This window comes from Brevundimonas sp. (genome assembly GCF_047617075.1).
Taxonomy (GTDB): Bacteria; Pseudomonadota; Alphaproteobacteria; order Caulobacterales; family Caulobacteraceae; genus Brevundimonas.
The window spans coordinates 52,171-64,673 of the sequence record NZ_JBLGCI010000014.1; the positions used below are offsets into that span (position 1 = coordinate 52,171).

At 67.7% G+C, this 12,503-nt stretch carries 10 protein-coding genes; 4 read left to right on the forward strand and 6 right to left on the reverse strand.

Annotated features, from left to right (window positions below):
* Window positions 1–355: 355 nt before the first annotated feature.
* Window positions 356–511 (forward strand): hypothetical protein, encoded by a 156-nt coding sequence (locus tag ACI8U3_RS13120; protein ID WP_415015323.1) that lies wholly within the window; start codon window positions 356–358, stop codon window positions 509–511.
* Window positions 512–1,074: 563 nt separating this feature from the next.
* Window positions 1,075–1,650, forward strand: coding sequence for a hypothetical protein (locus ACI8U3_RS13125; RefSeq protein WP_415015324.1), 576 nt, complete (start codon window positions 1,075–1,077; stop codon window positions 1,648–1,650).
* Window positions 1,651–2,042: 392 nt separating this feature from the next.
* On the opposite strand, the gene ACI8U3_RS13130 is transcribed toward ACI8U3_RS13125, so the two are convergent.
* Window positions 2,043–2,579 (reverse strand): porin family protein, encoded by a 537-nt coding sequence (locus ACI8U3_RS13130; protein WP_415015325.1) that lies wholly within the window; start codon window positions 2,577–2,579, stop codon window positions 2,043–2,045.
* Window positions 2,580–2,824: 245 nt separating this feature from the next.
* Here ACI8U3_RS13130 and ACI8U3_RS13135 point away from each other — a divergent pair, with 245 nt between their 5' ends.
* Window positions 2,825–4,072 (forward strand): SGNH/GDSL hydrolase family protein, encoded by a 1,248-nt coding sequence (locus ACI8U3_RS13135; protein ID WP_415015326.1) that lies wholly within the window; start codon window positions 2,825–2,827, stop codon window positions 4,070–4,072.
* Window positions 4,072–4,986, forward strand: a complete 915-nt coding sequence (locus ACI8U3_RS13140; protein WP_415015327.1) for a polysaccharide deacetylase family protein — start codon at window positions 4,072–4,074, stop codon at window positions 4,984–4,986. The genes ACI8U3_RS13135 and ACI8U3_RS13140 overlap by 1 nt, the downstream gene beginning before the upstream one ends.
* On the opposite strand, the gene ppdK is transcribed toward ACI8U3_RS13140, so the two are convergent.
* From ppdK to ACI8U3_RS13165, 5 genes are all read right to left on the reverse strand, one after another.
* Window positions 4,983–7,673 carry a pyruvate, phosphate dikinase gene (ppdK, locus tag ACI8U3_RS13145; protein ID WP_415015328.1) on the reverse strand — a complete coding sequence of 897 codons (2,691 nt, stop codon included), beginning with the start codon at window positions 7,671–7,673 and terminating at the stop codon, window positions 4,983–4,985. The two genes, ACI8U3_RS13140 and ppdK, sit on opposite strands and share 4 nt — an antisense overlap.
* Window positions 7,674–7,839: 166 nt before the next feature.
* Window positions 7,840–9,750, reverse strand: coding sequence for a 1-deoxy-D-xylulose-5-phosphate synthase (gene dxs, locus ACI8U3_RS13150; protein WP_415015329.1), 1,911 nt, complete (start codon window positions 9,748–9,750; stop codon window positions 7,840–7,842).
* An 82-nt stretch (window positions 9,751–9,832) separates the two neighbouring features.
* Entirely contained in the window at window positions 9,833–10,666 is an 834-nt protein-coding gene (gene fghA, locus ACI8U3_RS13155) for an S-formylglutathione hydrolase (RefSeq protein WP_415015330.1), read from the reverse strand.
* A gap of 226 nt (window positions 10,667–10,892) precedes the next feature.
* Complete coding sequence (locus tag ACI8U3_RS13160; protein ID WP_415015331.1) at window positions 10,893–11,276, reverse strand: VOC family protein; 384 nt, start codon at window positions 11,274–11,276, stop codon at window positions 10,893–10,895.
* A 60-nt stretch (window positions 11,277–11,336) separates the two neighbouring features.
* Window positions 11,337–12,443 carry an S-(hydroxymethyl)glutathione dehydrogenase/class III alcohol dehydrogenase gene (locus ACI8U3_RS13165; RefSeq protein WP_415015332.1) on the reverse strand — a complete coding sequence of 369 codons (1,107 nt, stop codon included), beginning with the start codon at window positions 12,441–12,443 and terminating at the stop codon, window positions 11,337–11,339.
* Window positions 12,444–12,503 lie beyond the last annotated feature (60 nt).

Below are 12,503 nucleotides of genomic sequence, written 5' to 3' on the forward strand. Positions count from 1 at the left end.
TTTACCTGAGAAGGTAGGAACGGGTTGCGAGAGGTCATCGGCCGAAGGCGAGGAGCTTGCGACGAGAGATGAGCTCTCGTGACCCGTTCCTACCGATTAACGCTCCCAATAACATATGGTCTGGCGAAACGCCCGACACAGGACCGAAAGCGGACTAACGACCCTAACGCGTAAAGAGGGGGAGATATGACGGCGCTGCGGACGAACGGTCAAGGTCAATTCCAGCAGATGCGATTTTTATCAACCAGTGGTCGGTGGCCTGCCTCCCACCTTCTCGACGGGAATGGCGACGACATCGAAAAGACGACTTGCGGTAAGGGCTGACCCCTGACCCGCCACCCGCTAAGGTGGGAGGATGGGGCAGGACGACAATCACTGGTGTGAGCTGGGCTTCGCCGAACCGGCCGTCGCCTTCAAGGGGCCGACCCAGACCGCCCGGTCCGTCACCGAGGCCTGGATGGCGCTGCACGGCTTCTGTCCCGCCTGCGCCGCCGACCGCCTGCCGCAGTGACAGGCGCGGGACGGACGGGCTCTCCTGACCTTCTCCCGATGGGAGAAGGGGGACCCGCGCACGAAGGCGCATCGCGGCTTCGTCCTGGCGCGGGGGTTGAGGGTCGAGCGGATCAGAAGGCGACCACCGGACCCTCACCCTGCGCGCGCTCCGGTCGCTTTCAGCGACCGGCCCCTCCACCACTTTGTGGTCCCCCTCCCCTGCGACGCAGGGGAGGAGACACGGATGCTGGCGCATCCGTGCGCGCAGCCCTCTCCCATCGGGAGAGGGACGACCGAGCGGCTGAAATCCTGTGGTCTCCGTCACCCTCGGGCTTGTCCCGAGGGTCCATAGACTCCGACAGGGGCGGGGTTCCTCCTGACCGGTCCGCGCGTCTGGATTCCCGGCACAAGGCCGGGAATGACGGGCTTTGGGTGGTGGGAAAGGCCGCGTGCGCGCGGATACGCCCCCTCCACCATGCTGCGCATGGTCCCGTCGTCGGATCGCCTCCGCCGCTCCTCCTCCACCCCCAAGGGGGAGGATTACGTCCGGTTCTGACGTTTCGGCGCCGCACCCTGTCCGGCATGCACGATCCATACGACAGGCCCGCGCGCAAGCCGCCGAAAATCAGGAGCGAGGACACCTGGGCCGAGGTGCGGCGGGGATGGGAGCAGGGGGAGACGGCCGCCTCGCTGGCGCAGCGGTATGACGTGGGGCTGGCCAATCTGTGGCGGCGGCGGGCGTCCGAGGGCTGGCGGCGGTTGCGGGCCGGGGATCCCGAGCCGGAGCCGGTGGAGGGATGGGACAGTCGCGCGCGGCGGGCCATGGGCGCGTTCCGGGCCCGCCGGGACGAGACCCGGCTGCTGGCCGAAAAGCTGGCCGAAAAGCTGGCCGAGGCCATGCAGGGCGGGCCGCTGCATGAGGTTCCCCTGTGGCATGCGGGCTTCGTGCTGGAGTGGCGCGCCGACCGGCTGGCGCCCGAGGTCGCGGCGGCGGACCGGGACTATATGCGCAAGCACGCCTGGACGGATGAATTCTGGGATCAGGACGGGCGGCTGAGGCCTCTGTTCCGGCTGGACGAAATCACCCTTGAGGCCAATCGGGAGGCGTGGCGTGAAGACGAGGGGATTCCGCCCGGGAAGGCGGAGGATTGGCCATGATTCTTGCCCTATGCTCGCCTCGCGGAGGCTCGCGGCTTGAGGGCGTGATGCTTGCCCTATGCTCGCGACGCGATCGCTCGCGACTTGAGGGCGTGACGCTTCCCCTACCGCTCGGCGCGCGGCCCGCGCTCAAGCAGCGAGGCCCCGCGGGCCGAGCGTTAGCGCCCCATAATGCGCTCAAGCAGCGAGCGACCGCGTCGCGAGCGTTAGCGCCCAACAAAAAGAAAGACGCGCTTCCTCTCCGAAGCGCGCCTTTCCTGCTCGATAGCGGGGCTCCGTCGCCGGAGCCCCGATGTCATCCAGCCTGGACCGGGATCGGTCCAGGTCTATCCGAGGCCTGATTCACGGCGTCGGCAGGATCGCGAAGCGACCCCGCCTCAACCGATCAGGCCTTAGAAACGGCGGATGTAGCTCACCGACCAGACGTCGGCCTCGCCGCCGTCATCCTCGAAGTCGCGACGGGTCCAGTCGCCGCGGACGCCGTTCTGGCCGTCGAAGAAGTAGTTGGCGCCGACGCCGTAGTTCCAGCTTTCACCGTCAGCCGTGGCGGTGACTCCGGCGGCCGAGGCCTCCAGCTCGGTGGTGCCGTAACCCAGGCGGCCGAACAGCTCGAAGTTCGGGCTGACCGGCAGGAAGGCGACGCCGTAGGCGGCCAGGTCGTAGTTGTGCTCGATGTCGGCGGTCACGCCGGCGATGGTGACTTCGTCATCACGCACGCCGAACGAGCCTTCGCCTTCGAAGCCGAAGTACGGGGTCAGCTTGGCGCCGAAGCGACCGGTGACGGCGCCCAGGTCGGCGTCCACACCATCAGCTTCCAGGTGCGAATAGCCCAGCGAACCATAGTATTCGGGCGCGGGCCAGCTTTGAGCCATCGCAGGCGCAGCGGCGAACATGGCGATAGCGGCGGTAGAGAGAAGAATCGTTTTCATTTCGTTACACTCCGTGAGCAGCGACTTCTTTGGTCGCCAGCCCCTTAATCCCAGCGAGTGTTCAAGTAGGTACGCCTTGGGGCGGTTCCAAGGCCGAACGATTACACAAGCGTAACAGTGGCGCGGAAGCCACACACGCCGTTCGGTCAGGCCGCCTTGACGATCCCTGCGGAAAACGGGACGCTGCGGCGAATGATAGCGCTATCACGACGCCGGATCGCGGCGCGCGGCGCGGGAGGACGGCCATGATCTCCAGACGGCGCCTGTCGGGCGCGCTCGCCGCAATCGGCCTCATTCTGACGCCGGTCCCTGCCCTGGCGGACGGCGGACGATGGATCGGCGCCTGGGCGTCGTCCCTGATGGCGGCCGAGAACGAACACGCCCTGCCCGACGGCGCCCTGGACGACGTCACCTTGCGGCAGGTGGTTCGCCTGACCGCATCCGGCGACCGGATCCGGGTGCGGGTCTCCAACGTCTTCGGCGACGGGCCGCTTCGCATCACCCGCGCCGCAGTGAGCCGGCCGGTCACGCGCGACGGGGCGACCATCGACCCGGAGACCACGACGCCCCTGACCTTCGCCGGCCGGCCCGAGGTGATGGTCCCCGCCGGGGCCGAGTTCGTCTCAGACCCGATCGTGTTCGAGGCGGAGGCCCTGTCCCACCTGGCCGTCACCTTGCACGTGGCGGACGCGCCGCAGCGCCTGACCGCCCATCCGGGCGCCCGGGCCACCAGCCGCATGGCGCCGGGGGATCAGACCGCCGCCGCCGCCCTGGCCGACGAGACCACCTTCACCCGCTGGTATCTGCTGGCCGGCGTGGACGTGCCGGGTCCGCCGGACGCCGGGGCGATCGTGGTGCTGGGGGACTCCATCACCGACGGCTATGGCGTCGAAGTGGACACCGACACCCGCTGGCCGGACTTCCTGGCCGAGCGTCTGCAGGCCGATCCGCGCACGGCGCACCTCGGCGTGCTGAACCACGGCATCGGCGGCAACCGGGTGCTGCGCGACGGGCTGGGGCCCAACGCCCTGGCGCGGTTCGAGCGGGACGTGCTGGGCCAGACGGGCGTAACCCATCTGATCATTTTTCAAGGCGTCAACGATCTGGGCGTGCTGACCCGCGATGCGCCTGCGACGCCGGAGGCTCACGCCCAACTGGTCGCCGACATGATCGCCGCCTACGCCCAGATGACGGCCCGGGCGCGGGCGCGGGGCATCACCGTCATCGGCGCCACCATCACGCCCTATGGGGCTTCGGACTACTATCACCCGGACGCGCAGAATGAGGCGGACCGGCAGGCGATCAACGCCTGGTTCCGGACGCCGGGGAATGTGGACGCGGTGATCGACTTCGACGCGGTCATGCGCGACCCGGAACGGCCCACGCACGTGCAGCCCGAGTACGATCTCGACGGCCTGCACCCCTCTATCGACGGCTACCGCGCCATGGGCGAAGCGGTGGACCTGACGCTGTTTCTGACGCACGAAGACTGATGCGCCTCGCCCTGTTCGCGCCCCTGATCGCTTTGGCCGCCGCCCTGTGCCTGCCCGCCGCCGCAGGGGCGCAGCAGATCGCCATCACCATCGACGACGCGCCGGTTCATGGCCCCGTGCCCGAGGGCCAGACCTATGTGGGTATAGCCGCCCGCATGATCGCGGCGCTGAGCGAGGCGGGCGACGCCCCGGCGACCATCTTCATCAATGGCGGCTCCATCGAGCAGAATCCGGACGCCGCCGCGGCGCTGGATCTGTGGCGGGCGGCGGGTCACGCCATGGGCAACCACACCTGGACGCACCAGAACCCCAACGCCATCGGGGCCGAGGCCTATGATGCGGAAATCCTGCACAACGAGCCGCTGTTGGCCGTGCTGATGGGGCAGCGGGACTGGCGCTGGTTCCGCTATCCGTTCCTGGCCGAGGGTGATGACCCGGCGCTGCGGGACCGTATCCGGGGCTTTCTGGATCAGCGGGGCTACCGGGTGGCCTCGGTCACCATGAGCTTTGACGACTGGGCCTGGACCGAGCCCTACGTACGCTGCCGGGCGCAGGGCGACGACGCCGCCATCGCCCGGATGGAGGTCGCCTATATGGAGGCCGCCGAGGCCGCGTTCGAGCACTCTCGGGCCATGGCCCAGATGCTTTATGGTGAGGACATTCCCTATGTCCTGCTGCTGCACACCGGGGCGTTTCACGCGCGGATGCTGCCGCAGGTGCTGGCGCTGTATCGCGGCAAGGGCGCCGCGTTTGTCTCCCTCGAAGAGGCGCAGGCCCATCCCTTCTATGAGGCGGACATGCGAGTCACGCCGTCAGAGGGGCCGCTGTATCTGGAGACGGCGCTGGCGGCGCGGGGACAGACCGCGCCGCCCAAGCCCTGGGACATCGCCTGGCTTGAAACCGTCTGCCGCTAGCGGTCCTTTTCGCGCTCGGTCCCGGCCTTGGCGTGCAGGGCCGCCTGGGCCGCCGCCAACCGCGCGATGGGCACGCGGTAGGGCGAACAGCTGACGTAATCCAGACCGGCATCCTCGCAGAAGGCGATGGAGGACGGGTCGCCGCCGTGCTCGCCGCAGATGCCCAGCTTCACATCCGGCCGCACGGCCCGGCCCCGCTCGGCGGCGATGCGGATCAGATCGCCGACGCCGTCCTGATCCAGCCGCACGAAGGGATCGGTCTCGAAGATGCCCTTGTCCATATAGGCCTGCAGGAATCGGCCGGAGTCGTCGCGGCTGATGCCGAAGGTGGTCTGGGTCAGGTCGTTGGTGCCGAAACTGAAGAACGCGGCGTTCTCGGCCAGATCCCCGGCGCGCAGGGCGGCGCGGGGCAGCTCGATCATGGTGCCGACCTGATAGTCGACCCGGTCTCCCGCCGCCGCGAACACCGCCTCGGCAGTGCGGTCGGTCAGCTCGCGCAGGTATTTCATCTCAAGGCCCAGAGCCACCAGCGGGTGCATGATCTCCGGGGTCGGCGCGGCGCCGGATTCAGCCTTCACGGCCAGCGCGGCCTCGAGAATGGCGCGCACCTGCATCTCATAGATCTCGGGATAGGCCACGCCCAAGCGGCAGCCGCGATGGCCCAGCATGGGGTTGGTCTCGGCCAGGTCTTTGGCGCGGCGCTTCAGCTTGGCCGCGTCCAGACCCGATGACGCCGCCAGGGCGTCTATGTCCTCGTCCGAGTGCGGAATGAATTCGTGCAGCGGCGGGTCCAGCAGCCGGATCGTCACCGGCAGGCCGGCCATGATCTGGAACAGCTCGGTGAAGTCCGCCTTCTGGAACGGCTCGATCTTGGCCAGGGCCGCGCGGCGGCCCTGTTCGTCGTCGGCCAGGATCATCTCGCGCACGGCGGCGATGCGGGTCTCGTCGAAGAACATGTGCTCGGTGCGGCACAGGCCGATGCCCTCGGCGCCGAAGCCGCGCGCGGTCTTCGCGTCCAGCGGCGTCTCCGCATTGGCCCGCACCTTCAGCCGGCGCACGGCGTCGGCCCAGGCCATCAGGGTCTGGAAGTCGCCGGTCAGCTCCGGCTCAATCATGTCGACCGCGCCCTCCAGCACCTCGCCCTTCGAGCCGTCGATGGTGATGATCTCGCCGGCCCGGAACTCGCGGCCCCGGGCGCGGAACAGGCCCGCCTCCTCGTCGATGTGGATTTCACCGGCGCCGGAGACGCAGGGGCGCCCCATGCCGCGGGCCACCACCGCCGCGTGGCTGGTCATGCCGCCGCGCGCCGTGACGATGCCGCGCGCCGCGTGCATGCCGTGGATGTCCTCGGGCGAGGTTTCCTCGCGCACCAGAATGACCGCGTCGCCGAGCTGGCCCAGTCGTTCGGCTTCATCGGAATCGAACACCACCTCGCCCGTGGCTGCGCCGGGGCTGGCGGGCAGGCCGGCGGCGATGACGTTGCGATGCGCCTTGGGGTCCAGGGTGGGGTGCAGCAGTTGATCCAGCGCCGAGGGATCGACCCGCTGGATCGCCTCTTCCTGGCTGATGACGCCCTCGGCGGCCAGGTCCACGGCGATCTTCAGCGCCGCCTTGCCGGTGCGCTTCCCGTTGCGGGTCTGCAGCATGTAGAGCCGGCCCTGTTCGACCGTGAACTCGATGTCCTGCATGTCGCGGTAGTGGCTTTCCAGCTTGCCCACCACGTCCACGAACTGGCCGAACACCTCCGGCATGGCCTCTTCCATGGAGGGGGCGCTCTCGCCCATTTCCTCGCGCCCCGCCTTCGTCAGCGACTGGGGCGTGCGGATTCCGGCCACCACGTCCTCGCCTTGGGCGTTGATCAGGAACTCGCCGTACAGCCGCGCCTCGCCCGTGGACGGATTGCGGGTGAAGGCCACGCCGGTGGCCGAGGTCTGGCCCATGTTGCCGAACACCATGGACTGGATGTTCACCGCCGTGCCCCAGCTCTCGGGGATGTCGTGCATGCGGCGATAGAATTTGGCCCGGTCGTTCATCCAGCTGTCGAACACGGCGCCCACGGCGCCCCACATCTGGGCGGCGGGGTCCTGCGGGAAGGGCTCGCCCTGCTCACGCTCGACCACGGCCTTGTAGTCGGCGACGACCTTCTCCCAGTCTTCGGCGGTCAGCTCGGTGTCGACCGACACGCCGAGGCGATCCTTGTGGTCGTCCAGAACCTCCTCGAACAGGTCATGGCCGATGCCCAGCACCACATTGGAATACATGGTGATGAAGCGGCGGTAGCTGTCCAGGGCGAAGCGGCGGTCGCCGGACAGGGCCGCCAGCCCCTCCACCGTCTGGTCGTTCAGGCCCAGGTTCAGCACCGTGTCCATCATGCCGGGCATGGAGGCGCGGGCGCCCGAGCGCACCGACACCAGCAGCGGATTGGCCGCGTCGCCGAAGCGTTTGCCGGTCAGGCTTTCGACCGTCTCAAGCGCCGCCTTCACCTGGCCGTCCAGATCGTCGGGATAAGTCTGACCCTTGGAGAAATAGTGGACACAGGCCTCGGTGGTGATGGTGAAGCCGGGCGGCACCGGAAGGCCGAGGGAGGACATCTCCGCCAGGTTTGCGCCCTTGCCGCCGAGGAGATTCTTCATCGAAGCGTCGCCGTCGGCGGAGCCGCCGCCGAAGCCGTACACCCACTGGGTCATGTCTGCGTCGATCCTGAGTTCAGTCTATGGAATGGGCGGGGTTGGTCCCCGCCTCTGAGCCGGCGCGAAGCTAGCGCGGCAGTGCAGCAAAGGCCACGCCGCGCCGTAACAAATCGTGAGCGATTATGACGCTTCTGTCTTCCGGCGCCAAAGAGGGAAACCGATCTCAGGCCCGCGCCTTGGCGCTCGCTGCATCCACACCCAGCGCAGTCAGGGCCGCAGCTGCGATATGGTCGGCGTTCAGGCCCGCCTGGCTGTACATGGCCTCGGGCTTGTCCTGGTCCTGGAACACGTCGGGCAGATGCAGGGTGCGAACCTTCAGCCCGGCGTCAAGCGCGCCCTTCTCGGCCAGCATCTGCAGCACGAAGCCGCCGAAGCCGCCCATGGCGCCCTCCTCGACCGTGATCAGGGCTTCATGCTCCCGGGCCAGCCGCAGGATCATGTCCTCGTCCAGCGGCTTGGCGAAACGGGCGTCGGCCACGGTAGCGGACACGCCCCGCGCCGCCAGCGCCTCGGCGGCCTTCAGCGATTCCTGAAGCCGGGTGCCCAGCGACAGGATCGCCACCGTCGTGCCTTCGCGCACGATGCGGCCCTTGCCGATTTCCAGCGGGGCGGCCAGTTCGGGGATCTCCACCCCCACCCCGTCGCCGCGAGGATAGCGGAAGGCGCTGGGTCGGTCATCGATCTCGCAGGCCGTGGCCACCATGGCCGCCAACTCCGCCTCGTCCGAGGCGGCCATCAGCACCATGCCCGGCAGGGCGCCCAGATAGCCGATGTCGAACGAACCCGCGTGGGTCGGCCCGTCGGCGCCCACCAGCCCGGCCCGGTCCAGGGCGAAGCGCACCGGCAGGCCCTGAATCGCCACGTCGTGGACCACCTGGTCGTAACCGCGCTGAAGGAAGGTGGAATAGATGGCGCAGAATGGCTTCATGCCGTCCGCCGCCAGACCCGCCGCAAAGGTCACCGCGTGCTGTTCGGCGATGCCCACGTCGAAGGTGCGATCGGGGAAGGCTTGACCGAACAGGTCCACGCCTGTGCCGCCCGGCATGGCGGCGGTGATGGCCACGATGGTCGGATCGCGCTCGGCCCGCTTGATCAGCTCGGTCCCGAACACCTTGGTGTAGCTGGGCGCGTTGGACACCGACTTGGACTGCTTGCCCGACACAACGTCGAACTTGACCACGCCGTGGTACTTGTCAGCGCTGTTCTCGGCGGGCGCATAGCCCTTGCCCTTTTGCGTCACCACATGGACCAGCACGGGACGGTCGGTGATGGCCGCGGCGTTCTTCAGCACCGGGACCAGCACCTCCATGTCATGCCCGTCGATAGGGCCCACATAGTAGAAACCCAGCTCCTCGAAGAAGGTGCCGCCCGTGACCATGCCCCGGGTGTATTCCTCGGCCTTGCGCGCGGCGTCGCGGAACGGGCGCGGCAGGTGCTCGGCCATCTTCTTTCCGAAGCGGCGCATGTTCTGATAGGCGCCGCCGGAGACCAGCTTTGCCAGATAGGCGCTCATCCCGCCCACCGGGGGGGCGATGGACATGTCGTTGTCGTTCAGGATCACCGTCAGCTGACCGGTGGTCTCGGCCGCATTGTTCATGGCCTCATAGGCCATGCCGGCGGACATGGAGCCGTCGCCGATGACCGCCACCACCTTGTTGCCGGACTTCTTCTGGTCCCGCGCCGCCGCGAATCCCAAGGCCGCCGAGATGGAGGTGGAGGCGTGCGCCGCGCCGAACGGGTCGTAGTCGCTCTCGGCCCGCTTGGTGAAGCCCGACAGGCCGCCGCCCTGACGCAGGGTGCGGATTCGATCGCGCCGCCCGGTCAGGATTTTGTGGGGATAGCACTGGTGCCCGACGTCCCAGATCAGGATGTCCTTGGGCGTCTCGAACACGTGATGCAGGGCCACGGTCAGCTCGACCACGCCCAGGCCTGCACCCAGATGCCCGCCGGTCACGGACACGGCGTCGATGGTTTCGGTTCGCACCTCGTCGGCCAGCTGTCGCAACTGGGCGACGCTGAAACCACGGGTGTCTGCGGGAAAGGCGACGGTGTCGAGAAGCGGGGTGTCCGGCATAAGCCCTTCTAGTCCGTGATCGGCAAAGAGGCGATAGCCCCTGTCGCCGCATGGACATCCAACGCGCGGCGGGCGGTTCGGATCAGCCCTTCAGCCGCGCCGCGTGGAAAGCCACATGATCGTCGATGAAGCTGGCCATGAAGAAGTAGGAGTGGTCGTAGCCGGGCTGCATGCGGATGGTGAGCTTCTGGCCCGCCTTGTCGGCTGCGGCCTTTAGCAGTTCAGGCTTGAGCTGGTCGGTCAGGAATTGGTCGCCGTCGCCCTGATCCACCAGAATGTCGTCATAGACCCCCGACGCCGCGCCGGATTCCAGCAGCAGGGCCGCGTCGTGCTTCGCCCATTCGGCGCGGTCGTCGCCCAGATAGGCCGTGAACGCCTTCTCGCCCCAGGCGCACCGGGTCGGCGAGGCGATGGGGGCGAAGGCAGAGAGGCTCTGGAACAGCTCGGGATGGCGCAGGGCCAGAGTCAGCGCCCCGTGTCCGCCCATGGAGTGGCCGAAGATCGAGCGGGTCTTGGTGGTGGGGAACTGGTCGTCGATCAGGGCGACCAGTTCGTCGGTGACATAGGTTTCCATGCGGAAATGCGGGGCCCACGGCGCTTGCGTCGCATCCACATAGAACCCGGCCCCCTGCCCCAGATCATAGGCGTCGTCATCCGCCACGCCGTCTCCGCGCGGCGAGGTGTCCGGCGCGACGATGATCACGCCGTGCTCGACCGCCGCCCGGTAGGCCCCGGCCTTGGACGTGAAATTATCCTCGGTGCAGGTCAGGCCAGACAGCCAGATCAGAACCGGAAACGGCCCCTCCCCCGGCGGCGTGAACACCGACAGGGTCATGGGCGTGCCGGTGGTCGCGCTGTTATGGCGGCAATAGCGCAACGTGCCGCCGTGGACGATGTGGGTCTTGGTGGTTTGCATCAATAGCTCTCGTTCAACAGCACTTCACGCTCCCAAGGCCAACACCCCTTCCAAGACCCCTCCAGACACGCGAAGTGAGCGAACAAGGACTGGGACCTGGGCTCCGGTGTTTCGGACCTCCAGTCCTGGAGGTTGGTTCCTGTCAGAATGACGGCGGGCTGATCATCCGAAATGCCTTGGCCGCAGAACGAGCATTCATAACCCAGATCTTGCATAGGCCGGGGCGTCATTTCGGCCTGTGCATGGCGCAGACCTTGTTGCCGGACGGGTCGCGCAGATAGGCCAGCACCAGCGTGCCGAACGGCCCGTTGCGTTCGCCCGGCGGGTCCTCGATGGCCTTGCCGCCCGCCGCAACGCCCGCGTCGTGGAAGGCCTGGACCATCTCGCGCGTCTTTGCATGAAAGCCGATGGTGCCGCCGTTGGCGTGGCAGGCGGGCTCGCCGTCGATGGGCTTGCCGATGGCGAAGGCGCCCCGCTCCGTGCGCCACCAGAAACGGCCTTTGGGGTCCGGCCCCTGCGCCCCCGGAATGCCCAGCGCGCCCAGCGCCGCGTCATAGAATTTGCGCGACGCCTCGATGTCATTGGCGCCGACGGTGATGTGCGTGAACATGATGCTCTCCCCTAATCCTGGAGGTGGACGCTAGCGCAGTCCGTTTCTTTCAGCAACGAACTAGAACACCACCACCGACCGGATGCTCTTGCCCTCGTGCATCAGGTCGAAGGCCTTGTTGATGTCTTCCAGCGGCAGGGTGTGGGTGATCATGGGGTCGATCTCGATCTTGCCGTCCATGTACCAGTCCACGATCTTCGGCGTATCGGTGCGGCCCCGCGCGCCGCCGAAGGCGCTGCCGCGCCAGACCCGGCCGGTGACCAGTTGGAACGGCCTGGTGGCGATCTCCTTGCCCGCCTCGGCCACGCCGATGACGATGCTCTCGCCCCAGCCCCGGTGGCAGGCCTCAAGCGCCTGACGCATCACCGTGGTGTTGCCGGTGCAGTCGAAAGTGTAGTCCGCTCCGCCGCCGGTCAGTTCGACCAGATGGGCGACGATGTCCCCGTGGTCCTTGGGATTGACGAAGTGGGTCATGCCGAACTTGCGGCCCCAGTCTTCCTTGTCGTTGTTGATGTCCACGCCCACGATCATGTCGGCGCCCACCATCTTCAGGCCCTGGATGACGTTCAGCCCGATGCCGCCCAGGCCGAACACCACGCAGTTGGCGCCCGGCTCCACCTTGGCCGTATTGACCACCGCGCCCACGCCCGTGGTCACGCCGCAGCCCACGTAGCAGGCCTTGTCGAAGGGCGCGTCCTTGCGGATCTTGGCCAGGGCGATCTCGGGCAGCACGGTGTAATTCGAGAAGGTCGAGCAGCCCATGTAGTGGGCGATGGCTTGGCCCTTGTAGCTGAACCGGCTGGTGCCGTCGGGCATCAGGCCCTTGCCCTGGGTGCCCCGGATGGCGGTGCACAGGTTGGTCTTGCGGCTGAGGCACGACTTACACTGGCGGCATTCCGGCGTGTACAGCGGGATCACGTGGTCGCCCACCTCCACCGAGGTCACGCCCGGCCCCACCTCGACCACCACGCCCGCGCCTTCGTGGCCCAGGATCGAGGGGAAGATGCCCTCGGAGTCCAGCCCGTCCAGCGTATAGGCGTCGGTATGACAGATGCCCGTCGCCTTGATCTCCACCAGCACCTCGCCCGCGCGGGGGCCTTCCAGATCGACCTCGACGATCTCCAGAGGCTTCTTGGCTTCGAATGCGACGGCGGCGCGGGTCTTCATGGGCAGGCTCCAGAAATGAACGCCTCCCTTCTAGGCCATGCGGGGGATGCTATGAAACCG

Excerpts from the sequence above, each read along its gene's own strand:
- ACI8U3_RS13125 (WP_415015324.1), top strand. The coding sequence starts at position 1,075 with ATGCACGATCCATACGACAGGCCCGCGCGCAAGCCGCCGAAAATCAGG.
- ACI8U3_RS13165 (WP_415015332.1), bottom strand. The coding sequence starts at position 12,443 with ATGAAGACCCGCGCCGCCGTCGCATTCGAAGCCAAGAAGCCTCTGGAG.
- ppdK (WP_415015328.1), bottom strand. The coding sequence starts at position 7,673 with ATGACCCAGTGGGTGTACGGCTTCGGCGGCGGCTCCGCCGACGGCGAC.
- ACI8U3_RS13135 (WP_415015326.1), top strand. The coding sequence starts at position 2,825 with ATGATCTCCAGACGGCGCCTGTCGGGCGCGCTCGCCGCAATCGGCCTC.
- ACI8U3_RS13120 (WP_415015323.1), top strand. The coding sequence starts at position 356 with ATGGGGCAGGACGACAATCACTGGTGTGAGCTGGGCTTCGCCGAACCG.
- ACI8U3_RS13140 (WP_415015327.1), top strand. The coding sequence starts at position 4,072 with ATGCGCCTCGCCCTGTTCGCGCCCCTGATCGCTTTGGCCGCCGCCCTG.
- ACI8U3_RS13130 (WP_415015325.1), bottom strand. The coding sequence starts at position 2,579 with ATGAAAACGATTCTTCTCTCTACCGCCGCTATCGCCATGTTCGCCGCT.
- dxs (WP_415015329.1), bottom strand. The coding sequence starts at position 9,750 with ATGCCGGACACCCCGCTTCTCGACACCGTCGCCTTTCCCGCAGACACC.
- fghA (WP_415015330.1), bottom strand. The coding sequence starts at position 10,666 with ATGCAAACCACCAAGACCCACATCGTCCACGGCGGCACGTTGCGCTAT.
- ACI8U3_RS13160 (WP_415015331.1), bottom strand. The coding sequence starts at position 11,276 with ATGTTCACGCACATCACCGTCGGCGCCAATGACATCGAGGCGTCGCGC.